The sequence below is a fragment of the Variovorax paradoxus EPS genome (assembly GCF_000184745.1).
Taxonomy (GTDB): domain Bacteria; phylum Pseudomonadota; class Gammaproteobacteria; order Burkholderiales; family Burkholderiaceae_C; genus Variovorax; species Variovorax paradoxus_C.
Window position 1 is genome coordinate 5905365 of sequence record NC_014931.1, and the last position, 25084, is coordinate 5930448.

Annotated in this window: 25 protein-coding genes; 12 read left to right on the forward strand and 13 right to left on the reverse strand. The window is 68.2% G+C overall.

Features of this window, described 5'->3' with window-relative positions; all coding sequences use genetic code 11:
* Positions 1-6: 6 nt before the first annotated feature.
* From VARPA_RS27105 to VARPA_RS27120, 4 genes are all read right to left on the reverse strand, one after another.
* A complete protein-coding gene (locus tag VARPA_RS27105) occupies positions 7-912 on the reverse strand; it encodes a copper chaperone PCu(A)C (protein WP_013543787.1) in 906 nt (301 codons plus the stop codon).
* A 38-nt stretch (positions 913-950) separates the two neighbouring features.
* Positions 951-3239: a TonB-dependent receptor gene (locus VARPA_RS27110; protein ID WP_013543788.1), complete on the reverse strand. Its 2289-nt coding sequence runs from the start codon at positions 3237-3239 to the stop codon at positions 951-953.
* A 118-nt stretch (positions 3240-3357) separates the two neighbouring features.
* Positions 3358-3741 (reverse strand): DUF2946 family protein, encoded by a 384-nt coding sequence (locus VARPA_RS27115; protein WP_013543789.1) that lies wholly within the window; start codon positions 3739-3741, stop codon positions 3358-3360.
* 11 nt (positions 3742-3752) lie between these two features.
* Entirely contained in the window at positions 3753-4880 is a 1128-nt protein-coding gene (locus VARPA_RS27120; RefSeq protein WP_234974865.1) for a TraB/GumN family protein, read from the reverse strand.
* 160 nt (positions 4881-5040) lie between these two features.
* On the opposite strand from VARPA_RS27120, the gene VARPA_RS27125 reads away from it, so the two are divergent.
* From VARPA_RS27125 to VARPA_RS27135, 3 genes are read left to right on the forward strand one after another with little or no spacing between them, the layout of a single operon-like run.
* On the forward strand, positions 5041-5454 hold the full coding sequence (locus tag VARPA_RS27125; protein WP_013543791.1) for a VOC family protein: 414 nt from the start codon (positions 5041-5043) through the stop codon (positions 5452-5454).
* Between the two features lie 12 nt (positions 5455-5466).
* A complete protein-coding gene (locus VARPA_RS27130) occupies positions 5467-6072 on the forward strand; it encodes a MarC family protein (protein WP_013543792.1) in 606 nt (201 codons plus the stop codon).
* Positions 6073-6080: 8 nt separating this feature from the next.
* Entirely contained in the window at positions 6081-7286 is a 1206-nt protein-coding gene (locus tag VARPA_RS27135; protein WP_013543793.1) for a toxin-antitoxin system YwqK family antitoxin, read from the forward strand.
* 136 nt (positions 7287-7422) lie between these two features.
* On the opposite strand, the gene VARPA_RS27140 is transcribed toward VARPA_RS27135, so the two are convergent.
* From VARPA_RS27140 to VARPA_RS27150, 3 genes are read right to left on the reverse strand one after another with little or no spacing between them, the layout of a single operon-like run.
* Positions 7423-8397: a Bug family tripartite tricarboxylate transporter substrate binding protein gene (locus tag VARPA_RS27140; RefSeq protein WP_013543794.1), complete on the reverse strand. Its 975-nt coding sequence runs from the start codon at positions 8395-8397 to the stop codon at positions 7423-7425.
* A 3-nt stretch (positions 8398-8400) separates the two neighbouring features.
* Positions 8401-8634, reverse strand: coding sequence for a hypothetical protein (locus VARPA_RS27145; RefSeq protein WP_013543795.1), 234 nt, complete (start codon positions 8632-8634; stop codon positions 8401-8403).
* The gene (locus VARPA_RS27150; protein ID WP_013543796.1) at positions 8631-10397 is read right to left on the reverse strand and encodes an FAD-dependent monooxygenase; all 1767 of its coding nucleotides are present in this window, start codon (positions 10395-10397) and stop codon (positions 8631-8633) included. Before VARPA_RS27150 ends, VARPA_RS27145 begins: the two co-directional genes overlap by 4 nt.
* Positions 10398-10478: 81 nt before the next feature.
* Between VARPA_RS27150 and VARPA_RS31920 the strand changes: the two genes are divergently transcribed.
* Complete coding sequence (locus VARPA_RS31920; RefSeq protein ID WP_013543797.1) at positions 10479-11261, forward strand: helix-turn-helix transcriptional regulator; 783 nt, start codon at positions 10479-10481, stop codon at positions 11259-11261.
* A gap of 38 nt (positions 11262-11299) precedes the next feature.
* Here VARPA_RS31920 and VARPA_RS27160 read toward each other — a convergent pair whose 3' ends face one another.
* Positions 11300-12061: a M48 family metalloprotease gene (locus tag VARPA_RS27160; RefSeq protein WP_013543798.1), complete on the reverse strand. Its 762-nt coding sequence runs from the start codon at positions 12059-12061 to the stop codon at positions 11300-11302.
* Between the two features lie 173 nt (positions 12062-12234).
* Complete coding sequence (locus tag VARPA_RS27165; protein ID WP_013543799.1) at positions 12235-13308, reverse strand: fumarylacetoacetate hydrolase family protein; 1074 nt, start codon at positions 13306-13308, stop codon at positions 12235-12237.
* Positions 13309-13441: 133 nt separating this feature from the next.
* Between VARPA_RS27165 and VARPA_RS27170 the strand changes: the two genes are divergently transcribed.
* Together VARPA_RS27170 and VARPA_RS27175 are read left to right on the forward strand one after the other, a co-directional pair.
* Entirely contained in the window at positions 13442-14644 is a 1203-nt protein-coding gene (locus VARPA_RS27170; protein WP_013543800.1) for a DUF3108 domain-containing protein, read from the forward strand.
* A gap of 110 nt (positions 14645-14754) precedes the next feature.
* A complete protein-coding gene (locus VARPA_RS27175; protein WP_041944045.1) occupies positions 14755-15033 on the forward strand; it encodes a DUF3567 domain-containing protein in 279 nt (92 codons plus the stop codon).
* 48 nt (positions 15034-15081) lie between these two features.
* On the opposite strand, the gene VARPA_RS27180 is transcribed toward VARPA_RS27175, so the two are convergent.
* Complete coding sequence (locus VARPA_RS27180; protein WP_013543802.1) at positions 15082-16158, reverse strand: AbrB family transcriptional regulator; 1077 nt, start codon at positions 16156-16158, stop codon at positions 15082-15084.
* A 79-nt stretch (positions 16159-16237) separates the two neighbouring features.
* On the opposite strand from VARPA_RS27180, the gene VARPA_RS27185 reads away from it, so the two are divergent.
* The 3 genes from VARPA_RS27185 (at position 16238) to VARPA_RS27195 (ending at position 18877) form a co-directional block, all read left to right on the forward strand.
* A complete protein-coding gene (locus tag VARPA_RS27185) occupies positions 16238-17092 on the forward strand; it encodes a ChaN family lipoprotein (protein WP_013543803.1) in 855 nt (284 codons plus the stop codon).
* A gap of 36 nt (positions 17093-17128) precedes the next feature.
* Positions 17129-18082, forward strand: a complete 954-nt coding sequence (locus VARPA_RS27190; protein WP_234974873.1) for an alpha/beta hydrolase — start codon at positions 17129-17131, stop codon at positions 18080-18082.
* 63 nt (positions 18083-18145) lie between these two features.
* Positions 18146-18877 (forward strand): hypothetical protein, encoded by a 732-nt coding sequence (locus VARPA_RS27195; RefSeq protein WP_013543805.1) that lies wholly within the window; start codon positions 18146-18148, stop codon positions 18875-18877.
* Between the two features lie 19 nt (positions 18878-18896).
* Here VARPA_RS27195 and VARPA_RS27200 read toward each other — a convergent pair whose 3' ends face one another.
* Complete coding sequence (locus VARPA_RS27200) at positions 18897-20231, reverse strand: aminotransferase class III-fold pyridoxal phosphate-dependent enzyme (protein WP_013543806.1); 1335 nt, start codon at positions 20229-20231, stop codon at positions 18897-18899.
* 70 nt (positions 20232-20301) lie between these two features.
* On the opposite strand from VARPA_RS27200, the gene purU reads away from it, so the two are divergent.
* The 3 genes from purU (at position 20302) to VARPA_RS27215 (ending at position 23181) form a co-directional block, all read left to right on the forward strand.
* On the forward strand, positions 20302-21177 hold the full coding sequence (gene purU / locus VARPA_RS27205; protein WP_013543807.1) for a formyltetrahydrofolate deformylase: 876 nt from the start codon (positions 20302-20304) through the stop codon (positions 21175-21177).
* Positions 21178-21241: 64 nt separating this feature from the next.
* Positions 21242-21937: a DUF2846 domain-containing protein gene (locus tag VARPA_RS27210; protein WP_013543808.1), complete on the forward strand. Its 696-nt coding sequence runs from the start codon at positions 21242-21244 to the stop codon at positions 21935-21937.
* Positions 21934-23181, forward strand: a complete 1248-nt coding sequence (locus VARPA_RS27215) for a S1 family peptidase (RefSeq protein ID WP_013543809.1) — start codon at positions 21934-21936, stop codon at positions 23179-23181. Before VARPA_RS27210 ends, VARPA_RS27215 begins: the two co-directional genes overlap by 4 nt.
* Before the next feature lie 38 nt (positions 23182-23219).
* Here VARPA_RS27215 and VARPA_RS27220 read toward each other — a convergent pair whose 3' ends face one another.
* Complete coding sequence (locus VARPA_RS27220; protein WP_013543810.1) at positions 23220-23594, reverse strand: YXWGXW repeat-containing protein; 375 nt, start codon at positions 23592-23594, stop codon at positions 23220-23222.
* Positions 23595-23714: 120 nt separating this feature from the next.
* Positions 23715-25034, reverse strand: a complete 1320-nt coding sequence (locus tag VARPA_RS27225) for a GDSL-type esterase/lipase family protein (protein ID WP_013543811.1) — start codon at positions 25032-25034, stop codon at positions 23715-23717.
* Between the last annotated feature and the right edge of the window lie 50 nt (positions 25035-25084).

Genomic DNA, 25084 nt, shown 5'->3' on the forward strand with positions numbered 1-25084 from the left:
ACCCGGTCAGTGCTTGTGCTGGTGGGTGCCACCGGCATCGGCGCCTTCGGGCGCGCCCACGGGCAGCGTCACGTCCAGCGCGGTCTTCACGCCCTTGGCGTCTTCGAACTTCAGGGTGAACGGCACGGTCGCGCCCTTGGCCAGCGCGCCCTTCAGGTCCATCATCATCACGTGATAGCCGCCGGGCTTGAGTTCGACGGTCTGGCCCGCGGGCAGGTCGAGGCCACCGGCGAGTTCGCGCATCTTCATGGTGTCGCCTTCCATCTTCATCTCGTGTACCTCGGCCACGCCGGCCGCGGGCGTCGAGATGCCGACCAGCTTCGCGCCGGTGGGCGCGGTGAGCTTCATGAAGGCGCCCGTGCCGCTCTGGCCCGGCACCGATTGACGCACCCAGCCGCCCTGCACATCGACCGTCGCCACGCCCTGTGCCACCACGTTGAGCTTCGCGGCCGGCGACTTGAGCCCCGCGGTCGAGTTGCCCGACGTCGGCACTTCGGCCCAGTCGGCGACGCCGACATCGCAGGTCTGCAGCACCTTGAACCACAGCGTGCCCGGCGTGCCCGGCACCTTGCCGCGCAGCACGAACTCGCTGCGCTCCTTGCCGGGCAGCGCGTCCTGCGGGGTTTCGGCGGTCCAGCGCACTTCGCCGTCGCCGGCGTTCTTCTGCACGTCGAGCTTCCAGCCCTTGCGCGCCTGGGCGTCGGTCAGCACGAAACCCTTGGGCAGGCGCACCGCCAGGCCGGTGGTGGCCGTGGCGCCTTCGCAGGCGTGGCCGACGCGGAAGGCGGCGTTGTAGTCGCTGCCGACGGTGGCGCTGCCCGGTGGCAGGGTGACGTGCGCCAGCGCGGCGGCCGCGCCGGCCAGCATGGCGCAGGCGGCCACGGTCTTGAGGATGAAGGCAGGGGTGTTCATGGCGTGTCCTCTGAAGGATGAATGAATGAATGAAAGCGTCACAGGTCGAACTTGAGTTCGGCCACGTAGGTGCGTTGCGGGTACGGGTGGAAGGCCCAGTACTTGTTGTTGTTCAGGTTGTCGATGCCGAAGGCCGCACTCCACTGCCGGTCGATCCGGTAGCGGATGCGCGCGTCGACCACGAAGAATTTCGAGAAGCCCATGTACGCGAAGCCGTTCGGGTCGCTGTTGTCGAGCGAGCCGAACTGCTTGCCGCTGTAGCGCATGCCGACGGTGTAGCTCCATTTGGCATCGGGCCGGTAGGTCGCGAGCAGCGAGGCGCGCACCTTGGGCACGCGCGGCTGCTCGCGGCCGACGCTCGCGGGGAAGCCGCTGTTGGCGGTGATCTTCGAGTTCGTCAGCGTGAGGCTGCCGCTCAGGTCGAATCCCTTCACGCCCACATCGACCGCGTTCAGCGCCACCTCGAGCCCGCGCGTGCGGATGGCATCGACGTTCTGCACCGTGCTCACCAGGTTGTTGAGCGCCTGGCTGTAGAGCGCGTCCTTCGTGTTCTCGAAGAAGAGCGTGGTGCGCAGCATGCCGTCCAGGCCCCAGCCCTTGAGGTCGCGTTCGGCGGTGAGCTCGGTGGTCCACGAGCGCTCGGGGCGCAGGTTCGGATTCGTGTTGACGATGCGGTTGCCGTCGATCGAGCCCTGGTAGAGCTCGCTCACCGTCGGCATGCGCACGGCGCGGCCGGTCGAGGCCTTGAAGAGCCAGTCGGGCGTGGCCTGCCAAGCAACGGCCGCCTTGGGCGAGTCGTAGCTGTTCTTGCGCGGCGTGAAGTCGAGCAACCGCGCCGCATTGCCGAGCTGGCCGCCGTAGGCCTCCCAGCGTTCGTGACGCAGGCCGAGCGTGGTCTTCCAGTCCTTGGCGAAACGCCAGGTGTCCTGCACGTAGAGCGACTGCAGCCGGGTGTTGCCGTTGAAGGCCGAGAACGGCGTGACGGGTGATCCGCTGATCCAGTCGAGCGTGTTGCCGACGCTGGTGCGAAGGCGCGCCGTGTCCTGCTGGAAGCCGAAGTCGACCACGTGCGCGCCCACGCCTTCGGCCGAGCCGGTGGGCCGCCAGGTGCCGGCCGCCTTGAAGGTGTTCCAGCCCGAGCCGCCCATGTCGGTGGTGCGGCCCGGGCCGCCGTTGAAGGCACCGGGCAGCGGGGTCGTCGGCGTGCGCGAGGTGTCGCTCGAATAGTCGAACAGGCTCGCCGCCACTTCCCAGTCGAACACGCCGCCGGTGTGGCTCTTCACCGAAAGGCCGTGCATGTAGTGGGTGAGCGCGGTCTCGGTCGGGGCCAGCACGGCGCTGGGCGCATCGAGGTTGTAGGTGCGTCCCGCGATGTTCACCCGCCCCGAATACACGGGCTGGCCGAACGCATTGCGCAGGTACGTATCGACGCCGCCGTGCGTCGTGTTGTTCCAGGCGCCCAGCGTGTAGGTGGCGCGGAGGGTGGGCGAGAAGTCGTAGGCCACCTTCAGCTTGGCCTGCTCCTGCGTGGTGTCGTAGATCGTGGAGCCGCCCACCAGCCACCACGGCTGGTTCGACGGATTCAGTCCGAGCACCGCACCGGTGACCGGCGTGCCCGCGTTGCCCACGGTGCTGGCGCTCAGAAGGCGGTTGCCGAACACCAGTGCCTGCCCCTTGCTGTGGGTGCGCGAGGCGCTGAGCCACCACGACCAGTCGCCGTTGCGGCTGCCGAGCGACAGGTCCAGCTGGTTGCCGGCGGGCGACGAATGGCTGCCGTACTGGTCGAAGTTCGAGGCGAAGCCGCTCAGCTTGACGTGCGCCTCCAGCTCTGTGGGCATGCGCGTCACGTAGTCGACGACAGCGCCCACCGAGTTGCCCGGGTACGCCGCCGAGAACGGCCCGTAGAGCACGTCGACCCGCTCGATTTCTTCGGGCGACACCATGCCCCAGCGCGGCGCATAGGTGGCGCCGTTGCCCAACGGGTTCGACAGCATGATGCCGTCCGCATAGACCATCGAGCGCGCACTGTTGCCCGTGCCCGAGGCGCGGGTGGCGAGCACCGCGTGATTGAAGTCGCCGATGTAGCGCTTGCGCACGACCAGGCTCGGCAGGTACTTGAGGGCGTCTTCCGCATCGGTCGCGTTGACAGTCTCGGCGATCTGCTCGCGCGTCACGCCCTCGATGGTGGTGGGAATCTGCGCTGGCAGCGAGGTCGGCTGGCCGCCGGTCACGGTGACGGTGCTCAGGGCGCGGCCGGTGCCGCCTTCAGGCGCATCGGCACCCGGTTGCTGCTGCGCCCACACCGGCGCGCTGAGGGGAAATGCCATGGCGATCGCCAAGGCGCGGGAATGCTTTTTCACTGGGAACCTGCTCCACGAACTTCAAGCCGGACAGGCCGCAGGCGCCCTCATCGATCGGGCGCACGCGGCTATGGGTTGGAAAGCGTCAGGAGCGGTTCGGAGGCCCGCGCGCCGGCAGCGGCGCAGCGGTGGCCGCGGCAAGGCGCGCGGCGGGAATCGGCTGGACCACGCGGCCCAGCGGGAGGGGAAGATCGAAAGAGGCGACGGCCAGGGCCGGCGGTGGTGCGCCGGTCAGCACGCACAGCGGGCAGTCCATGTGCGAGGCGCCCATTTCCTGCACGCCGTCCTCGGTGTGCACCACTACCTTGATGGAGCCGGCGCTGGAACACACCAGCTCCATGGCCTGCGGATGCACGAGCGGCGAGGCCACCGCCACGCCCAGCGACAGCATGAACCACAGCAGCACCCAACGGCCGACCTGGCCGATCTGGCCGAGGAAGCGGGGGTGGTGGGGGCGCTGCAGGTGCATGGCGGTCGCGATTATCTGCGCACTTTGCCCTTGGGCGCCGCCTTGGCCGGTGCCTTGGCGCCCTTGGAAGCCGGTGCGGCCTTCGAGGATTTCGCCCCCTTGGCTCCCTTGGCAGCGACCGCGCCCTTCTGGGCTTTCTGCCCCTTCTGTCCCTTCACGGCCTTGCCGCCACGCACGGCGCGCGGTGCCGGCTCGGGCGCCGACAGCGCCGGCATCGGCACCGCCGTCTGCGCCTGCGCGCTCGTGAGCACCGGTGTCACGGTGAAACCGCGCGTCGCCATCAGCGCCGGCAACCCCTGCGGGCCGATCATGTGCAGCGCGCCGACCGCGGCGAACACGCCCTTGCCGCTTGCATGCAGGCGCTCGATGCCGTTGGCCAGCCCCGGGTTGCGGTCGTCCAGCAGGCGCTTCATGAGCCGCTGCTCGGCGGGGGTGCGAAGGCAGTCGCACCAGTCGGCATAGCGGGCCAGCTTGTCGGCATCGCTGCGCGCCCAGACATCGGCCAGTTCCTTCATCTGTCCGCGCAACTGGCCCGACTCCAGCTCGTCGAGCGCCGCATCGACCTGCTCGGCCTCTTCCGCTTCGGAATCGCCGGTCAGCGCCTTGATCTGGTCGGCCGCGTTCTCCAGCGCGAAGATCGGCTTGTTGCCGTTGCGGGCGGACACCGCCATCGTCTCGTCGACGCCGAATTCCGGGTACAGCCCGTCGGCGCGCGCCACCAGGCCGGCGAGCGCCGACACCTGCAGGATCGGCTGCAGCTTGGCCGTGGCGCCCGGCGGCACGCAGGCCTCGGTGTTCTGGCGGTCCAGGCGCCGTGCGCGCTCGCCGCTGAGCATGCGAGAGAGCAGCGCCGGATCGGCCGGCTGGCCCATCACGCGGGTCGTGGCTTCGTCGCGCGAATCGATCTCCAGCGCGAGCGCATCGCTCTGCGCCAGCGCCTTCTGCACGGTGGGGCCGGGCCGCACCCATTCGGCGCGGCCGATGTGGATGGTTCCGTAGAGCCAGGAGGTACGCCCGTCGCGCTCGATGCGCCAGAGCACTCCGCGGTCGACGCCGTTGCGCACGCCCGGTCCGAGCTTGGCGAGGCTGGCGATGGCCGAAGGTGGGCAATCCGCCGCCTGTGCCGCGACCGCGAACACGCAGAGGACGCCCGCGACGACCTGGCGCGCCCGGCGCAGAGGTCCCGAAAAATCAGTGGTGCGCCTGAGCGCAGAGAGGATCCGGCGTATCCGCAAGGCCTGCTCCATGATGAAAGAAAGTCCGGCATTCTCACAGCACCGCTGCCCATAATCCGAAACCATGCAGCGCATCTTCCACCTTGCCTTTCACGTGCGCGACCTCGACGGTGCGCGCCGCTTCTACGGCGACGTCCTCGGTTGCGCCGAGGGCCGCAGCACCGACACCTGGGTCGATTTCGATTTCTTCGGCCACCAGATCTCGCTGCATCTGGGCGAGCCCTTCGCCACCGCGCGCACCGGCCGCGTCGGCGACGTGATGGTCCCGATGCCGCACTTCGGCCTCGCGCTGGCCCTGCCCGACTGGCAGGCACTGGCCGAACGGCTGGAAGCCGCGAACACCGATTTCGTGCTGAAGCCCCAGGTGCGCTTCGAGGGCCAGCCGGGCGAGCAGTGGACGATGTTCTTCTGCGATCCCTTCGGCAATCCGATCGAGGTCAAGGGCTTCCGCTCCCTGGCCACGATCTACGACAAGTAAAGCCGAAGCCACGTGGGATACACCTTCGCATCGGCCACCGTGTTGCTGCTGCTGATCACCGATCCGCTGGGCAATATCCCGATCTTTGCCAATGCGCTCAAGGGCGTGGCGCCCGAGCGGCGCACCTGGGTCATCATGCGCGAGGTACTGATCGCCTTTGCGCTGCTGCTGGTCTTCATGTTCGTGGGCGACGGCTTCCTGCGGGTGATGGGGCTGTCGGGCCTCTCGCTGCAGATCGCGGGCGGGGTGGTGATGTTCCTGATCGCTCTCCGCATGATCTTTCCGCCGGAGCACGGCGCCGTGCCCGTCGCGGCCCCGACCGAAGAGCCGCTGATCGTGCCGCTCGCCGTGCCCGCGCTGGCCGGCCCCTCGGCGCTGGCCACGGTCATGCTGCTGGTGTCGCAGGCGCCCGAGCGGCGCCTCGAATGGGTGGCCGCGCTCAGCGTCACCATGGCCGTGTGCGCCATCGTACTGGTGCTGGCCGAGCGCATCCAGCGGCTGGTCGGCGAGCGCCTTGTGCTTGCCTTCGAGCGGCTGATGGGCCTGATCCTGGTGGCCGTGTCGGTCGAGATGATGATCCGCGGCGTCAAGCTGCTGGCATCGGAAATGGGGAGGTAGCTGTCCACATGCCTTTCTTCGCAGAGCCCCATCTGACGGCACGGATCTTCCGGGTCACGCTGGCCACGCTGATTCCGCTGCCGCTTTTCTTCGGCGCGAGCGGCGCGCAGGCGGCGCAGGTCTGCGAACTCAACGGCCAGAGCGTGAGCCCTTCCAACGGCAGCACCACGGCCGGCAAGACCGGTCTCATGCGCTGCAAGGACGGCACCACCGGCGAAGTCCAGCGCGAGCAGCAGCTGCAGAACGGTGTCTTCATGGGCCTCGTGCGCTTCTACGAAAAGGGCAAGCTCGCGCGCGAACACACCACCAACGCCAAGGGCAACATGCAGGGCCGCGCCCGCGAGTTCTCGCCCGCTGGCCAGGTGCTGCGCGAGGCCGTGTACGACGACGGCCAGGAGCGCGGGCTGGTGCGCAGCTTCTACCCCGGTGGCCAGTTGCGGCGCGCCACCTTCTACCCCAACACCGGCGCCGGCCCCGAGCGCGCCGTCGTCGAATTCACCGAACGCGGCCAGATGTCGATGCTGCGCTGCGGCGAGGCGCCGGTGCTGGCGCCCGTGGCCGACGACGCCAAGCTGTGCGGCTTCACGAGCGGTGGCGCATCGCAGGTCGATCTGTTCGACGCGCGCGGCACGCTGCGTTCGCGGGTGTCGTACCTCGCGGGCAAGCGCGTGCGCAGCCAGGAGTTCTACGACAACGGCAAGCCCTCGACGCTCGACGAGACCACCGGCAACCAGCGCATCGAGCGCAGCTTTTCATCGGAAGGCGTCAAGCGCCGCGAGACCGTGTGGCTGCTGGCCGAGCGCAGCGCCATCCGGCAGCGCGAGCAGGAATTCTCCGAAAAAGGCACCGTGGTGCGCGACCAGCGCTGGACGCCCACGGGCGAGCCGCTGCGCGACGACAGCTTCTATCTCAACGGCCAGCCGCGCAGCAAGGCGGTGTACAGCGGCGCGGGCAACGCACGCACCGTCGAAGTCACCGAGTACTACGACAGCGGCCAGCGCGCCGCCCACGGCCGCTTTCTCGCGCCGAGCCGCAACCGGCAGTTGCCCATCGGCACGCACCAGCGTTTCAGCGAAAAGGGCACGCTGCTGGCCGAGTCGCACTTCGACCCCAAGGGACGCGTGACGCGCGAGCGTGCATGGGACGAGAACGGCGACTTGCAGCGCGACGACGAAGTCTTCGAAGACGGCTCCCGAAAAGCCTTCACCCAATAAACAGGCTCGCCCCCAGGCTTCGCGCACTTCGTGTCGCTTCTCCAACCCCCTACCGGGGGCAACACCAACGGCCCGGCAAAGCCGGTTCCGTGGTGTTCCCGAACAATCGGGGACCCAACCAGGAGCTGTTGCCGAATCAGTCCAGCTTGATGCCGGCCTGCTTGATGATCGGCCCCCAGCGCTTCGACTCCGCACGCGACAGCGCCGCGAACTGCGCCGGCGTGCCGGGCATCGCTTCCATCCCGAAATCGTCGAAGCGCTTCTGCACGGCGGGCGTGCCGAAGGCCTTGTTCAGGTCGCCGTTGAGCTTGCTCACTACCGCGGGCGGCAGGCCGGCCGGGCCGAGGATGCCCTGGAACGCGAACACCTCCGTGTTGGGCACGCCCACTTCGGCCAGCGTCGGCACGTTGGGCAGCGGCTTGCTGCGCGCGCCCGAGCCGATGGCGAGTACGCGCACCTTGTTGCTCTGCATGATCGGCAGGCCGGAGGCGAGGTCCAGGAACATGCAGGGCACCTGACCGCCCATCACGTCGGCCATCGCGGGCGCGGCGCCGCGGTAGGGGATGTGGGTGATGAAGGTGCCGGTGCGCACCTTGAACATTTCCATGGCCAGGTGGTGCGGCGAGCCGTTGCCGGGCGAGGCGTAGTTGACCTTGCCGGGGTTGGCCTTCACGTAGGCCAGGAACTCCTTGAAGTTCTTCGCCGGGAAGTCCGGATGCACCACCAGCGCGAGCGGAAACTTGCCGATGGCGCCGATGTAGGTGAAGTCCTTTTCAGGGCTGAACGGCAGCTTGCTGAACAGGTGCTCGTTGAAGGCCAGCACGGCGTTGTCGGCCGAGAGGATCGTGTAGCCGTCGGGCTTGCTCTTGGCGACGATGTCCGCGCCGATGTTGGTCGAGGCGCCGGGGCGGTTGTCCACCACGATCTGCTGGCCCAGCGTCTGGCGCATGGCTTCGGCCAGCACGCGCGCGATCACGTCGGTGCCGCCGCCCGCCGGGTACGGCACGACCCACTTGATGAGCTGCGCGGGGTACTCCTGCGCATGGGCAAAAGGCGAGGCGGCCACGGCGGCGCCGGATGCGAGCGTGGCGAGAAGGGTGCGGCGATCCATGGATCAGTCTCCTGGTTGTAATTGGGTTGCGGAAAGCGATGGTACGGGCAGCGCGCGCAGCGCATCGGCGAGCGCGGCACGGCAGCGCGCCTCGTCGCCGACCTGCTCGAACAGCAGCAGCGCGAGGCGTGCGAGGAACAGCGATTCGCGCTCGGCGCCCGCTTCGGTGATGGCGCGCGCGCACTCGGCGTAGAGGCGGTCGCGGGCGTCGGGATGGAGGAATGCGGTGTGGGTCATGCGGCGACGGGCTCCAGTGAAACGGCGGCGCGGGACAAAGCGCTCTGCAGAGCGCCGTGCGGCATGCGGTGCCAGCGCGCGGCCACGTGGCCGTCGGGGCGCAGCAGGTAGACAGCGCCGTCGCTCGCGCCGAGCGCTTCGAAAACGGCGGGGTTCGCGTGCGCATCGGCGCCGTCGATGCCCGGGGCGGCGATGGTGCGGATGGCGAAAGGCAAGGCGCCTTGCTGCGCCCGCGTCACATCCTCTTCGGGCAGTTGCGCGGCACTCGCAATCGGCCGCAAAGCCAGCAGCGTGAAGACCGGCGCGATCAGGTCGGTGAGATGGCCGCTTTCGAGTTGCTGCTCCGGCATCACCTCACCCGGCAGCGGACCTGCGGGCAGCGCATCGCCCTCGCTCGACAACGGCGATTCCGCATAGCGCACCGCCTGCGTCTGCCGCGGATTGATCAGTTGCGCGATGCCCCGGTGTTCCTCCGACAGCGACAGCGCCGCCTCGCGCAGCAGATCGAATCCGCGCGACGGCGGCGACATGAATTCCGTGCTGCGCATCGCGTTCTCGGCATTGACGTGGAAGGCTGCAATGCGCTCCTGCGAGTACGAATCCAGCAGCGCCGCATCCGACACGCCGCGCGCGACCAGCGCCAGCTTCCACGCGAGGTTGTCCGCATCGTCGAAGCCCGAGTTGAGCCCGCGCACGCCGAAGATCGGCATCGCATGCGCCGCGTTGCCCGCGAACACGACGCGGCCATGGCGGTAGCTCTCCAGCGTCATCGCGCCCGCGCGATATACGGACGTCCACACCGTCTTCCACGGCAGGTGCCCTTCGCCGATCGCATCGAGATGGCGCTGCACGAACTCGGCCACGGCCGCGGGCTGCAGCGCCTCTTCGGTGCTCTGGCCGGCGCGCAGCTGGTAGTCGATGCGCCAGATGTCGTCGGGCTGGCGGTGCATCAGCACGGTCGAGCCGGGATTCCACGGCGGATCGAACCATGCCCGGCGTTCGGTCGGGTGGTCGCTGTGCAGCTCGATGTCGATGATCACGTAGCGGCCTTCGTAGCCCGTGCCTTCGAGCGAGAGGCCGAGCGCCTTGCGCACGAAGCTCTGGCCGCCGTCGCAGGCGGCAAGCCATTGGCCCTGCAGGCGGTAGCTGCCCTCGGCGTTGCGCACGTCGAGCGTCACGCCGTCATCGTCCTGCGCGAGCCCCGTGAGCTCGGTGCCCCAGCGGATGTCGATGAGCCCCGGCGTCGCCTCGTTGCGGCGGAAGATTTCCTCCAGCAGGTAGTGCTCGGCGTAGTACTGCTCCAGGTTGATCATCGGCGGCAGTTTTTGCTGCGCGTCATGCGGCATCTCGAAGCGGAACACCTCGGCCGTCTTGTAGTAGCTGCGCCCGCCGGTCCACGGCAGGCCCTTGGCCATGAACGCCTGGCGCACGCCGAGCCGCTCCATGATTTCCAGGCTGCGCCGCGAGATGCAGGCCGCGCGGCTGCCGACGCACACCGTGTCGTCGGCTTCGAGGATCACGCAGCGCACGCCGTGGTTCGCGAGCCCCAGCGCAAGCGCCATGCCGACCGGCCCGCCGCCTGCGATCACGACCGGATGGCGGCCGGGTTCGATGCCACCCTGCTCCAACGGCGGCGTCCAGGCCTTGTAGCGCGTGTAGTCGAAGGCGCCGACCGACGGCGGCAGTTCGGTCGTGCTCAGGGTCGGCGGCACGGGGCCGCTCGCGGCATCGGCGGCGGCAACAACAACGGTGGGGTTCGTCATGCAACGGGATTGTCCCGATGCACAGCGGCTGCCAATGTCATAACTTCGTATGAAGTATTTACCCTCGATTCACCCGAACGCATGAGACGCTGGCGCATCCACCCCACCGACGCGGCCCTGGCCGCGGCCGTCGTCGGCGACGTGCTCTCCGGCGTGGGCACGCCGCATCTGGCCACGAGCTATCTACGGGCGATGCAGCGCGTGATGCCGGTCACCTTCTGCACCGTGTTCGCGGTGAGCAGCACGGGCCGCATCGAGGCGGTGTCGGCCGCCAGCAGCTACGGCAGCACGGCCGAGCGCACCACCGAGCGCTATGTGGAGCAGCGCTTCGACCTGCTCGACCCCAACATGGCCTGGCTCGCGGCCCGCAAGCTGCCGCAGCGCCCGCAGCTCTGGCTGGGCCATCAGCGCGCCGAAGAGGTGGCCGACCCGGCTTATCGCGCCGCCTGCTATGGCGACGTCGGCATCCGCGAACGGGCCTCGGTGCTGTTGCTGCTGCCGACCGGCCAGCGCGTGGCGGTGAGCTTCTACCGCAGCCTCGCGCAGCCGGAGTTCGATGCGACCGACTTCGCGCGGATCGAGGCGCATGCGACGCTGCTGGCCGACGCCACCGCGGCACATGGCCGCAGCGCAATGGCGGTGCGGGAGTCCGTGGTGCCTGCCCTCGCCTCGCGCCTCTTGACCTTGAGCCTGCGCGAGCGCGAAGTCATCGGCCACCTGATGGCGGGCAAGACCGCGAAGGAAGCGGCGCGCGAGCTTGGCGTCGAGCTGACCACCGTGCGCACCCACCAGTACCGGGCGTTCCGGCGGCTGGGCATCCGTTCGCAGAAGGAGCTGCTGCTGCGCGCCACGGCAGACGCGTAGCGCGCTTCCTTGCTCCCTCGCTCTCTCTGTCTCTCTGCTTACTTGGCGGCGTCCAGGCGCTTCTGCATGCGCGCCGAGCGGTCGGCCGACGGCGGATGCGAGCTCATGATCGAACTGCCGGTGGCGCCGCCGCTGAGCTTGGCCAGCTTGTCGAAGGCGGTGACCAGGCCCTTGCGCTCGAGCTTGCGCTCGGTCAGCAGGTCGAACGAATAGTTGTCGGCCGCGCTTTCGTTGGCTTGCGAGAACTGCGCATTGACGAACTTCTCGCCCAGGTCGCCGGCCTGCGACTGCGACAACTGCGCCGCGACTCCGCCGGCAGCGCCGGCCAGTCCACGCACGGCCGAGGCGGCGTAGGCGGTCTGCATGCGCGACTTCGAGTGGCCCAGTGCCACGTGGCCGATCTCGTGGCCGATCACGCCACGCAGTTCATCGTCGTTCATCAGGTCCATCAGGCCGCTGTAGACGCGGATGCAGCCGTTGGCCATGGCCCAGGCATTCACGTCCTTGGTCATGTAGACCTTGTAGTTGGCCGTCTTGCCGTTGACGGTGGTGGGCATCTGCTTGATGACCTGGGTAAGGCGCGTGGCGTAGCGGCTGCCGGCGGGCGCGATCTGGTTCTTCTGGTCCATGGCGGCGCACGACTGGTCGGACATCGTGCTGACCTCGGCGTCGCTCAGCGACATGGCCTTGAAGGCCGAACCGCCCGCCTGGGCGAGCGCGCCGGTATCGGCGTTCTTCATGGTTTCGCAACCGACAAGGGCGAAGGCCGCAACAGCGGCGGCAATAGGCAAATAACGCATGGAAATACTCCCGGTTTTTCTTGGTATGAATGGCGGCCGCGGAGCGCAGCCGCCGGACGCGCTGCCCCGCGCGCGGTGATGACGCGTCAGGGCAGCCGCTGGATCATAGCCATGGCAAAACGGTCCGAGCGGCACCGGCGAGCAGTGGCACGCGACGTACCGCCGCCCTGCCCTCAGTCTTCGGCCGCGTCCTCCGTCTGCGGCTTCACCAACGACACCGGCGCCTCCTTCGGCCGGCCATTCACCGACACGATCTCCTGATCGATCGCACCGAACAGCGAGCGCCCGTCCAGCCCCTTCATCTCGATGCGGATCGTGTCGCCGAACTTCATGAATTCGGTGACCGGCGCGCCGGTCTGGATGGTCTCGATGCAGCGCTTCTCGGCGATGCACGAATAGCCCTTGGGCCACTCCATCTGGCCGTCTTTCTTCTCGAGGCCCTTGTTGCTCACCGTGCCGCTGCCGACGATGCTGCCGGAACGCACGTTGCGGGTCTTGGCGATGTGGGCGATGAGCTGGCCGAAGTGGAATGTCATCTCCGGGCCGGCGTCGCACATGCCGACCTTGCGGCCGTTCCAGCTGCTTTGCAGCGCCAGGTGCACGCGGCCGTCCTGCCAGGCTTCGCCGATTTCGTCGAGCGTCACGGCCACGGGGCTGAAGGCGGTGGCGGGCTTGCTCTGGAAGAAGCCGAAGCCCTTGGCCAGCTCGGCCGGGATCAGGTTGCGCAGGCTCACGTCGTTGGCCAGCATCACGAGGCGGATGCCGTCGAGCGCCTGGTCGGGCGTGGCGCCCATCTTCACGTCGCCGGTGATGACGGCGATCTCGGCCTCGAAGTCGATGCCCATGTCCTCGCTGGGCACGACCACGTCGTCGACCGGACCGAGGAAGTCGTCGCTGCCGCCCTGGTACATCAGCGGATCGGTGTAAAAGCTCTCGGGCACTTCGGCGCCGCGGGCCTTGCGCACCAGCTCGACGTGGTTGATGTAGGCCGAGCCGTCGGCCCACTGGTAGGCGCGCGGCAGCGGCGCCATGCACATCGCGGGGTCGAACGGAAACGCGTGGCGCGCGCGGCCGGTGTTGACGGCGTCGTACAGGTCCTGCAGCTGCGGACTCATGAAGCCCCAGTCGTCCAGCACCTGCTGCAGCCGGCTCGCGATGCCGGTGGCGTAGTGGGCGAGCGTGAGGTCGCGCGAGACAACGACCAGTTGGCCGTCGCGCGAGCCGTCCTTCAGGGTGGCGAGTTTCATGATGCGGTGCGTGATGAAGGAGGCGGTGTGGACCCGAGGGGCCGGGCGCCGCTCCCACTAAACTGGTTGAACGGGCGGCAGTTTACCGAGGTGGTCTTCCTGAACCTCCTTGCAACCGCCCACTCCACACCTGATGTCGACGCTCGTCGCCCCCCCTTCGCGGTCTTTGCTGCCGGCCGGCCTGCCCGGGCGTCCGTCCTGGCGGGTGCTGATCGGGCTGACGCTGGTGGTCGCGCTGGTGCACCTGCTGATGCTCGGGGTCGCGCCGATGGCGGTCGGGCCGGAGCCTTCGCCGCTCGCGAACAAGTTCATCACCCGGACCATCGTGATCGCGCCGCCCGCGGCGGACAAGCCCGCGGCACCGGCCGCTGCCGCCGCGCCCGTCGAGGCCAAGCCGCCGCCTCCCGCCAAGCCCCGGCGCCCGCGGGCGCCGACGCCGCCCAAGCCGCAACCGAAGCCGTTTCCCGAACCGGACGCGTCGACGCAACCCGCCCCGGAAACGCCCGATCTGACGGCGCAGGCTGCTACCGATTCAGGAGCAACTTCGCCCGAAGCGCCCGCCAACGCACCGGCAGCCCCCGAACCCGCACCTGCCGCGGCTGCCGGCACTGGAAGCGGCACGCCGGGCGGCACAACGGCAGGCGGCAGCGAAGCCGCCGGCACCATCGCCGGCACCCAGGCGCTGCGGATTCCAGGCTCCGTCACGCTCGATTTCGAAGCCACGGGCCAGACCGGCGCCTCCCCGCAGCGCGGCGTGTTCGGCGAACTCGTCTGGCTGCAGGACGGCAGCCGCTACGACGGGCGGCTCACGCTCAAGGCGGTGTTCTTCACACTGTTGAACTGGCACAGCACCGGCAAGATCGGCCCCTCGGGCCTGGAGCCCGAGCGCTATTCGGAGAGCCGCAAGGCCGAGGTGGCCTCGCATTTCGTGCGCGACCAGGGGCAGATCGTGTTCAGCAACAACGCCCCGCCCGTGCCGCTGCAGCCCGGCGCACAGGACCGCATGAGCGTGATGATGCAGCTGGGCGGCCTGCTGGCGGCCAGCCCGGAGCGCTACCCGGCAGGCACCCGGATCTCGGTCCAGACCGTGGGTGTGCGCGACGGCGATGTCTGGGTCTTCGTGGTCGGCGACGAGGAAAAGCTGCAGCTTCCGGCCGGCGAATACACCGCGCGCAAGCTCACCCGCACGCCCCGCAAGGAATTCGACCGGAAACTGGAACTCTGGCTGGCGCCGAGGTACGGCTACCTGCCGGTCCGCATCAAGCAAACCGAGGCAAACGGCGACTTCGCTGACGCCCAATTGCGCAAACCCCTACCCGAGGCGCCCACCAATTGAGGCAAAAAGATTCACATGCCAAAACGTTCCGCGACAACGCTTCTTGAAACTGGCGCGTTGATTGCTATGTAAACACCATGAACGCCATCGACATCCTCACCGGTCCCGCCATGAACATGCTTTACGACTCGGAGTCCTTCGTCGTCGTGCACGTGCAGCCGAATGAAGGCGACGAGCCCGCGAAGCCCAATGTGCCGGTGCTGGAGCGCCACGGTTTCGAAATCGTGGACAAGCGCTCGGGCAAGGAGGTTTACCTCGACGGCTCCTGGGCCGAACTGTTCCAGCAGCAGATCGCCGCCTGGCAGCTCAACACCCCCACGCAGGAAGAGGTCGAGGACACCCTCGAGGGCTACGCCGAGCTGGCCCACACCCCTGTGCTGGTGCACTGAACGCCCGGCCACCCGCAGCAAGGAAAGCGCCCCCGCCGGGCGCTTTTTTCATGGGCGCGCGGTTTTGCTGCGCAGGTAGATCCACCGGAACATCGGCCCGACCAGCAGCAGCACCGCCACCAGCCGACACACCTGGAAGGCCGTCACCACCGGCACCCCGAGCTGCAGCACCTTGGCCGTGATCGCCATCTCGGCAATGCCGCCCGGCGAAGTGCTCAGCAACATCGTGGCCGGATGCAGCCCGGTCGCCCGCGCCAGCAACCACGCCACCCCGCCGCACAAGACCAGCATCGCGAAAGTGCCCAGTGCCACCGAGCCCAGCCAGCGCGGCGCCGTGTGCAGGAACTCCCGGCTGAAGCGCACGCCCAGGCTCACCACGATCACCAGCTGCGCAGCGTTCGACATCCACGTCGGCACCGCCGACAGCGACTGCCCGGCGATCGTGAACCCCATCGCCACCAGCAGCGGCCCGATGAACCACGGATTGGTGCGCCCAAGCGCCCGCATCACAAGACCGCCGATTCCGGTGGCCAGTGCGAGCAGCGCCAGCCCGCCCGCATTCACCTCGCGCACACCCGGCGGGTTGATCTCCAGGCCCTGCAGCCCGCTCCACTGCATCGCGAACGGGATCGTGACCGTCACTACCACCAGCCGCAGGCTGTGCGCCGCCGCCACGAGGTCGGTGCGGGCGCCGGCCGATTCGGCCAGCAGCGTCATCTCCGACGCGCCGCCGATGGCGCCGGCAAAGTAAGCAGTGGCTCTCATGGCGCGCTTCGGCACATGCGGCATCCGCGACGCATGCAGTCCGTACAGCCAGCGCCCGAAGCCCCAGCCGAGCAGCAGCGCCCATGCGATGGCCAGCGCAATCGCCCACCAGATGCCGGCCACCAGCCCCACCACATGCGGCGTGAAGTAGAGGCCGAGCGCGGTGCCGATGGTCCACTGCCCGGCGTTCCGCAGCGGCGTGGAACTGGCGGTCGGCGCACCCGCGATCGAGGCGAGCGACACCGCGAGCAGCGGGCCGATCATCCAGGGCAGCGGCGTGTGCAATGCGAGGCAAGCGCCCGCCGCGGCCAGTGCGAGCAGCAGCGTGGCCAGCACGCGAACGAGAAAGCGAAAAGGCACGGGGAACAGGGGAAAGGAGACAGGGAAAAGCGCAATTGGATGGCACGGCACGCATGCACCGCGCAGATAGTATGGCCCGATGCTTTTTCAACGCTGGCCCGCGCGGGCTCCACGTTTCCTGATCCCGCTCCTGGTCGCAGCCGCCCTCGCGGCGTGCTCCCCGTCCCGCCTCTTTCCGCCCGGTCCCGATGCGCCCGTCGCGAAGCGCGTCTCTGCGTTGCTGCCGGTCGATGCCCTGCTGCTCGGCGAGCAACACGATGCGCCCGAGCACCACGCGATCGAGCGCGAAACCGTCGAGGCGCTGGCCGCGCGCAATCAACTCGCCGCGCTCGCGCTCGAAATGGCCGAGGAAGGCCGCAGCACCGCGCAACTCGCGCCCACCGCAAGCGAGGCCCAAGTGCAGACCGCCTTGGGCTGGAGCGTCAAGGCCTGGCCCTGGACCAACTACGGCCCGGCGGTGATGGCAGCCGTGCGCGCCGGCGTGCCGGTGGTTGGCGCCAACCTGCCGCGCGTGCGCATGAAGGACGCGATGGCCGATGTGTCGCTCGACGTGCAGCTCAACGGCGAGGCCTACACCGCGCAGCAGGACGCCGTGCGCGAAGGCCACTGCAAGCTGCTGCCCGAGTCGCAGATCATCCCGATGACGCGCATCCAGGTGGGCCGCGACCGCGCGATGGCCCAGACGATCGTGAAATCCAGGCAGCCGGGCAAGACCGTGCTGCTGATCGCCGGCGCCGGCCACACGGTGCGCACGCTCGGCGTGCCGCAGCACCTGCCCGACGACGTCAAGGTGACCTCGGTGCGGTTGCTGGCCTCGGCGACGAACACCGTCGAAGCGGGCGATTACGACAAGACCTGGCTGACGCCGCCGCTGCCCGAGAAGGATTACTGCGCCGAGTTGCGCCGCCCCGCCAAGGCGCCAGCGGCCCCCTGAACGAAAGCGCGGCCCGTTCTGCCGTAGGCTGACACGATGGCGGTCTGGCTGACCTTGTCGGTGCTCGACTGGAACTGCCACGCATCGTTCTCACGGACGTTATTCGCGAAGGCCGCCGATATAGTGGTGCCGGCCACGGGCCGGCGCACCGCGCCGATTCAAACAACGAGGGGGAACTGCATGGTCTTCACGCGCGCACAAGGTGTCGTCGCCCGATGGGCCGCCGCCGGTCTCCTGGCACTGTCGGCGTCACACGCCGTCGCCAAGGAGAGCATCGTCGACCTTCCGACACGACCGGGCATCACGCAGCGCATGCTGTATGTCGAACCGGACATCAAGCCGCGCGCTGCTGCCGTGCTGATTGCGGGAGGCCACGGGTCGTTGAAGTTCTTTCCGAACGGCAGCATGGGCTGGGGCGACCAGGGCTTTCTCGTTCGCACGCGCGGCCTCTTTGCGCAGCGGGGCATTGCCGTCGTGGTGATCGATGCGCCCTTGGACAAGCGCTCGGGGCTCGGCGGTTTTCGCGACAGCGCCGAGCACGCCGCCGACATCGGCGCCACCGTCAAGTGGCTCCGGGAGCAGACTGGCGTGCCAGTCTGGCTCATCGGCCACAGCCGCGGAACGGAGTCGGCGGTTTCCGCCGCCTTGAAGCTGGGCGCAGCGCCCGCGGGACCCGACGGACTGGTACTCGCCTCCCCCATCTCCAGCGATTCCACCTTCACGCCAGGCAAAGCGGTGACGCACCTCCCGCTGGAAGACATCCGCGTCCCGGTACTGGTGCTGCAGCACGAAGAAGATGCCTGCTCGGTCACCGCGCCGCGCGACCTGCCGCTCGTCGTCGACCGGCTCACGAGTGCGCCGCGCAAGTCGGAGGTCAAACTGAGCGGCGGCAAACCGGTCGGGGACCTTTGCGGCCATCAGGCAACGCATGGCTTCGGTGGGCTGGATCAACCCGCGGTGCAGGCGATTGCCGACTTCGTGGGCTCGTAGCGGGCTGTGCACCGACCCATCCTTGCGAAAACCATGCGGCAAGACAAGGCAACAGGCGTTTTCATGCGCGCACGCATCGCTTTTCTCTTCGTGTCGCTGTTGAACCTGCTTTCGCCGTTGGCCCACGCACGCACGCCGGTCCGATGGCTCGGCGAGTCTTTGCCCACGGCGGCAGACCAACGCGCCATCGCGCGCATCGGCAAGCTCCCAGTGCTCGCCAACCTGTTCGGCCGCTGTGAGTACCAGACCTTGGTCTGGAAGAGCACAGCGCAAGGCGGCGAGCCCATCTACTTCATCTTCTGCGATCAACAAGCCGTTGCTTTCAACGCCCAAGGGGAGTCGATGATCGAGCAGTACATCCCTCTTGGCAGGGGATGCGATCCCGACAGCGCGGCATGCCAGTGGCAGATAGAGGCACTGCCCAGCGTTCGCGCCAACGCCTCGGACTTGCGGATACGCAGCCCTCAGGGATGCGCAGAATTGTCCTGGCGCATCGAGGGCCCGCGCATGTGGGCGGCAGCCACGGATTGCCGGGAGCCCGTGAGCGCGTTGGTGTCGCGCAAGGCCGACTGCGTGAGTAAGGCCGGCAGCTGGGAGATGCGTGGCTTGTCCAAGATGGCCCAATGCGTCACGCCGACCACCGACGGCGACAAGATCTGCATGGGCGACTGGGACTGCCAGAACAACTGCGAGAAACCGCCCCAGGCCCTTTCCTCCACCCCGGGCCGCTGCGCCGCGACGACGAGATCGGCCGGCTGCTACGAGAAGCAGCCCAACGTCCGCATCTGCGAATAAAGCGCCGGCCCGCCTCGCGTCAGGCGTGCTTCTTGATCGAATCCGCCAGCGTGTTCACCAGCGTGTCGATGTGCGACTTCTCCACGATGTAGGGCGGCGCCATCACCAGCACGTCGCCCGCGGGCCGCACCAGCGCGCCCTTGTGGAAGCAGTCCAGGAAGATGTCGAAGGCGCGCTTGCCCGGCTTGCCCGCGATGGGCGCGAGCTCCACCGCCGCGGCGAGACCGAGGCTGCGGATGCTGATCACGTTGGGCAGGCCCTTGAAGGCGCTGTGGAACGCATCGCCCAGCACCTTGCCCATTTCGCCGGCGCGGGCGAAGAGGTTTTCTTCCTTGAAGAGATCGAGCGTGGCGATGGCCGCGGCGCACGCAACCGGGTGGCCCGAGTAGGTGTAGCCGTGGAAGAACTCGACCACGTGCTCGGGCGCGTCGGTCGACATCATCGCGTCGTAGAGCTTGTCGCGGCAGATCACGCCGCCCAGCGGAATCACGCCGTTGGTCACGCACTTGGCGAAGTTCAGCATGTCGGGCACGACGCCGAAATAGTCCGACGCGAAGTTGGTGCCCATGCGGCCGAAGCCGGTGATGACCTCGTCGAAGATCAGCAGGATGCCGTGTTTGTCGCAGATCTCGCGCAGGCGCTTGAGGTAGCCCTTGGGCGGCAGGTACCAGCCGGCTGACCCCGCCACCGGCTCCACGATGATCGCGGCGATGTTGCTCGGGTCATGCAGCGGAAGGATGCGCGTCTCGAGCTCGACCAGCGGGTCTTCGGCCCACACCGGCTCCTCGTTGTGGATGTAGGCGTGGTTCACCGGATCGTGGATGAAGCGCATGTGGTCCACGCGCGGCAGGAAGGCCGAGCCGAACACCTTGCGGTTGCCCGGAATGCCGCCCACCGACATGCCGCCGAAGCCCACGCCGTGGTAGCCCTTCTCGCGGCCGATGAACACGTTGCGGTGGCCCTCGCCGCGTGCGCGGTGGTAGGCCAGTGCGACCTTCATCGAGGTATCGGCGGCTTCAGAACCTGAGTTGCAGAACAGCACCTTGTTGAGATCGCCCGGGGCGAGCGCGGCGATCATCTCGGCCGCGCGGAAGGCCTTGTCGTTGCTGACCTGGAAGGCGGTGGCGTAGTCGAGGGTGTCGAGCTGCGTCTTGATGGCCTCGTTGATGGGCTTGCGGTTATGGCCCGCGCCCACGCACCAGAGGGAGGAGACGCCATCGATCACCTTCTTGCCGTCGTGCGTGGTGAATTCCATGCCGTCGGCCGCCACGAAGACGCGCGGGTCTTTCTGGAAATGGCGGTTGGGGGTGAAGGGCAGCCACTGGTTGCCCATGTTGAAGTCCTGGTAGGCCATGTCTCGCTCCTGCGGTTATCTGTCGAGGGAAAATCGCGATTCTGGCACCCCTGCGACAATTGCGCCCCTCATGACGACCCCAACGCCCCCCGTGTCCGCCACGCCCGCCTACATCCTCAATCTCTCGTGCCCCGACCGCACGGGCATCGTGCATGCCGTCTCGGGCTTCCTGCTCGAGCGGGGCGCCAACATCGAAGAGGCCGCCCAGTACAACGACCACGGCACGGGCCTGTTCTTCATGCGCGTGCGCTTCGCCTGCAGCGACCACAGCGAAGCCGCATTGCGCGAGGAACTCAAGACCTTCGCCGCCGGCTTCGGCATGAACCTGCAGCTGCACGCCGCCGCCGAGCCGATGAAGACGGTGATCCTGGTCAGCAAGGAAGGCCACTGCCTCAACGACCTCTTGTTCCGCTGGAAAAGCGGCCTGCTGTCCATCGACGTGCGCGCGATCATCTCGAACCACCGCGATTTCTACCAGCTGGCCGCGAGCTACAACGTGCCGTTCCACCACATCCCGGTGACGGCCGCGACCAAGCCGCAAGCCGAGGCGAAGCAGCTGGAAATCATCGAGGCCGAAGGCGCCGAACTCGTGGTGCTCGCACGCTACATGCAGGTGCTCAGCAACGACCTGTGCAAGAGCCTGGCGGGCCGCGCGATCAACATCCATCACTCGTTCCTGCCGAGCTTCAAGGGTGCCAAGCCCTATTACCAGGCGCACGACCGCGGCGTGAAGCTGATCGGCGCCACCGCCCACTACGTGACGGCCGACCTCGACGAAGGCCCGATCATCGAGCAGGACGTGGCCCGCGCCGACCACACCGACACCGTCGAAGACCTCACGGCCCGCGGCCGCGACACCGAGAGCCAGGTGCTGGCCCGCGCGGTGAAATGGCACAGCGAGCACCGCGTGCTGTTGAACGGGCACCGGACGGTCGTGTTCCGCTGAAAACCCGCGGCATCCGCCGCTGCAGGCGGGTGTAGCATCCGGCGCCAAAAGAGGAGAAGGCGCAATGCGACGTTGGTTCGGTGGGTTTCTGCTGGCTGTTCTTTCAGCCTGCCTGTTCGGATGTTCGGCCACCGGGCCGCGTTTCTCGGAGCTTTCGCAAAGCCTCCCCTCGCTCGGCGAGAACGAGGGGCGCATCTACTTCTATCGCGACTCGATCGTGGGCATGGCGGTACAGCCCGAGGTCTCGGTCAACGGCCAGGTCGTCGGCAAGTCGCAGCCCAACAGCTTCTTCTTCATCGACAGGCCGGCCGGCACCTACCGGGCCACCGCCCAGACCGAGGCCGAGGGCAGCATCGACATCGTGCTGCGGCCCAAGCAGACCGCCTACGTGCGAATGAGCATCGGCATCGGCTTTCTCGTCGGCCGCCCAGCGTTCGCGCGGGTCGGCGAAACGGAAGGCCGCAGCGCATTGCCACCGCTGGCCTACGGCGGCACGGAGCCGGCCTCGGCCAAGGCGGCGAGCACGACGCCGGTTGCACCACCGCTCCCCGCAACGCCAACGCCCCCCGCCCCGACGCCAACCGCGACACCCGTCCGGCAAGCAGCAGTCACGCCGAATGCGCCAGCGCCAGCAAGCGTTGCCACCATCCAGCCGATGGCCGCACCCAGCCCGCCACCCGTACCTGCGACCTCCGAGGCCACGCCTTTCGCCAGGACGCCCGTCAACGATCTCCGACTGCTCCTGCAGCCCGCCCGATGAGACATCTGCTCGCCCCCTTTGCGCTGACCCTGGCTGTCTCGCTTCCCGCATCGGCCCAGACCCCGCTTGCACCCGATGCGCTCTTCGCGCGGGTGTCCCCTTCCGTCTGGGTGGTGCAGGCTAGCGATGCGCAAGGCAAGACCCTCGCCACCGGCAGCGCTGTAGCCACCGGACCGGGCACGGCCGTCACGAGCTGCCAGTTGCTCGCGAAAGCCAGTTCGGTAGCGCTGAAGCGCGACAACGTGAGCTACGGCGCGACGCTGGAATTTCCGGATGTCGAACGCGATCTGTGCCAGTTGCGCATCGCCAACTTCACGCCGCCAACCCCGGCGATTGCACCGGCAACGGCCTTGCAGGTCGGCATGCCGCTCTACATCGTCGGAGCGCCGAGAGGCAAGGAACTCACGCTCGGCATTGGCATGCTCGCCGGCATGCGGCGCAGCGGCGCAGGCGAACTCGAAGCGCTGCAACTCGCATCGCCCCCCGAGGCGGGGCTTGGCGGCGCCGGACTGTTCGACGCGCAGGGACGGCTGGTGGGCTTGCTGGGCACGACACCCATGGCCAATCTTGCGATGCCCTCTGCATGGATCGCCGAACTGCCGGCGCGCGGCCGCGTGGCCGTCGAACGCCTCGCTGCACTGCCTCCCATGGCGGCGACGGGCGGCACGGCCACGACGAGCGCGATCGCTGCAGCGGGCCGTCCGAGCGTCATCGAGTACCAATTGCACGACCGGCTGACCAACACCTACCGCAAGGTGATCTACCGCGCGGACCCGGCCACTGACGATCGCATCAGCTTCAACAACGGCGGATGGATCGAGAAGCCCGGCGGCGAGGTTGTGAGCGTCACGACCGCCATCGCGGGCGAGTTCGACTCGGCCATGCCGCCCGGCGGCTGGGGCAAGGCGAATCTCAAGGAGGAGGCCGCCTGGCGGACAAGCTATGGGTCTGTCTTCGGAGGCTCACGCATCAACATGGACCTCAACGCGACGGTGATGGAAGACACCGTGGTGACGGTCGGCGGCAAGGAGATGAAGGCGGTGCGTATCGAGTACCGGGGCTTCACGCAGCGCTTCGCGAACGCGGGCGCGGTGGTCGGCAACCAATACGGCGCCTACAAGGCCGACGTCTGGTACTCGTCCGAACTCGGACGCGTGATCCGTTTCGAAGCCCAGACGCGCGGCGGCACCAGCGGCGGTGCGTTCCAGGTGCGCGAGACCCTCGAGCTGATCAGCATCCGCTAGAGAGTCCCGCAGCCCCGGCATTGCGCCGGGGCTCCGCGTCAGTTGCGGTTCGGATTGTTCGGACGGTTGTCGTAGCGGTTCGGCACGCCATCGCCGTCACGGTCCCAGCGACCGCGGTTGTATTCCCAACGGCCATTGTTCTCACGCCATTCCGGCGCGCGGTACGCGTAGCCCGGACGGGCACGCACATAGGTGCCACGGACCCACACGTGGTGCCCACGCTTCCATTCGTAGTGCCCCGGCGCCCACACATAACCACGGCGCGGCGGCGGCACGCGTTCGGCGCGCGGCGGCGGCGGTGCGACCTGGATGACCACGGGCTGCGCTTGCGCGGTCGTGGGAATGGTCATTGCAGCGCCCATCGAGAGCAACGAGGCAGCGCCGACAGCGAAGGAGATTGCGAGTTTTTTCATGGGGTACCCCTCATGAGTTGTTGGTGAGCCTTCATGCTGCCGGGGCCGTGTGAACCGCCTGTAAGCGGCGCACGAAATCTTGTGTAGACCTGTTTCGTTACTTTTGGCTTTTGCGAGCGCTCACTCCTGCAATTCCTTCAGGTCGATGGCCGCGGCCATCGCCGCATGGCCGGCCTTGTTGGGGTGCAGATGGTCGCCGTTGTCGAACTGCGGATTCAACGCCCGCGGGTCCGCGGGGTCGCGCAGTGCGGCATCGAAATCGATCACGCCATCCACGTCGGTGCGGCTGCGGATCCAGCGGTTGACCGCGGTGCGCATCGCCTCGTTGTTTTCGTTCCAGTACGGCGTGTTCCGGAACGGCGGCACCGTGCCGAGCAGGATCTTCACGCCCTTGGCGCGCGCCTGCTTCACCAGTTGCTGCAGCCCATCTGTGATGCGCTCGGCGGTCGGCAGATCGTGCACCGTGTCCGGGTTCCCGGGCGCGCCCAGGAATACGCTGCGGCCGATGTCGTTGGTGCCCAGCAGCACGATCGCGTGCGTCACGCCGCTCTGCCCCAACGCATCGCGTGCAAAGCGAGAGAGCCCGTGGGGCCCGATGCCATCGACCAGCAGGCGATTGCCGCCGATGCCGGCATTGACCACCGACACCTCGTGCGCCGCCTGCGGGCTGTTGCGCAGCCGCGTGGCCAGCATGTCGGGGTACGCGCCATCACCGGACTCGCCGCCACCCGCGGTGATCGAATCGCCGAACGTGACCACGGTGCGCACCGACTTCGTGGTGAGTACGTCCAGGCCCGTCACGATGTGGTTCAGCGGCAGCGTCGTCGCGCCCTGCAATTTCGGCGCCGCCACCGCGTTGCCCGGCGCGACCCAGCTCGTGTCGACGGAGAGCAGGTGCACCGTGCCGTAGGGCGTCGCACGATCGAAGAAGGCGCTGACCGCCATCGTTTGACCGGCCTCGATCTTCAGGTCAACGCCATCGCTCCATGCCTCCGCGCCGGGCGCGAGGGTCAGGCTCGTGCGACCGCCGAAACGCAGCGCCCGCAACGTCGACGGAGAAATCGCATCGGCGCCTGTGCTGCGCGCCACGCTCGCCGCCGCGATGCGCAGCGGCGCCTTGCCGAAGCGGTTGGAAAAACGAATGCGGATGCGATCGCCGCCGAGCGTGGGCGCCAGTTGCTGGCGCAGCGTCTGCCCGCGGAATTGATCGCCGCCGGGTGCGGGCTTGTGCGCCACGGCCGGGTTCGCGGCCAGCTCGCGAAAGTCCAGCGGCGCCACAGCCCAGCTGCCGACCCAATGCGCGTCGGCGGGTTGCTTGGGACGATGGTCGGGCTGCACGGCCTGCACGCCGACTGCCAGCACGGCGAGACACAGCGCGGCGACCCAATGCGCCAGTGCCACTTCGCGAAGGCGGGACAGGCCGCGGGAAACGAGGTTCATGCGTGCAAAGCGGCTCAGTTTACGGAGCCGCCTTGCCCTCTGGCGCGACG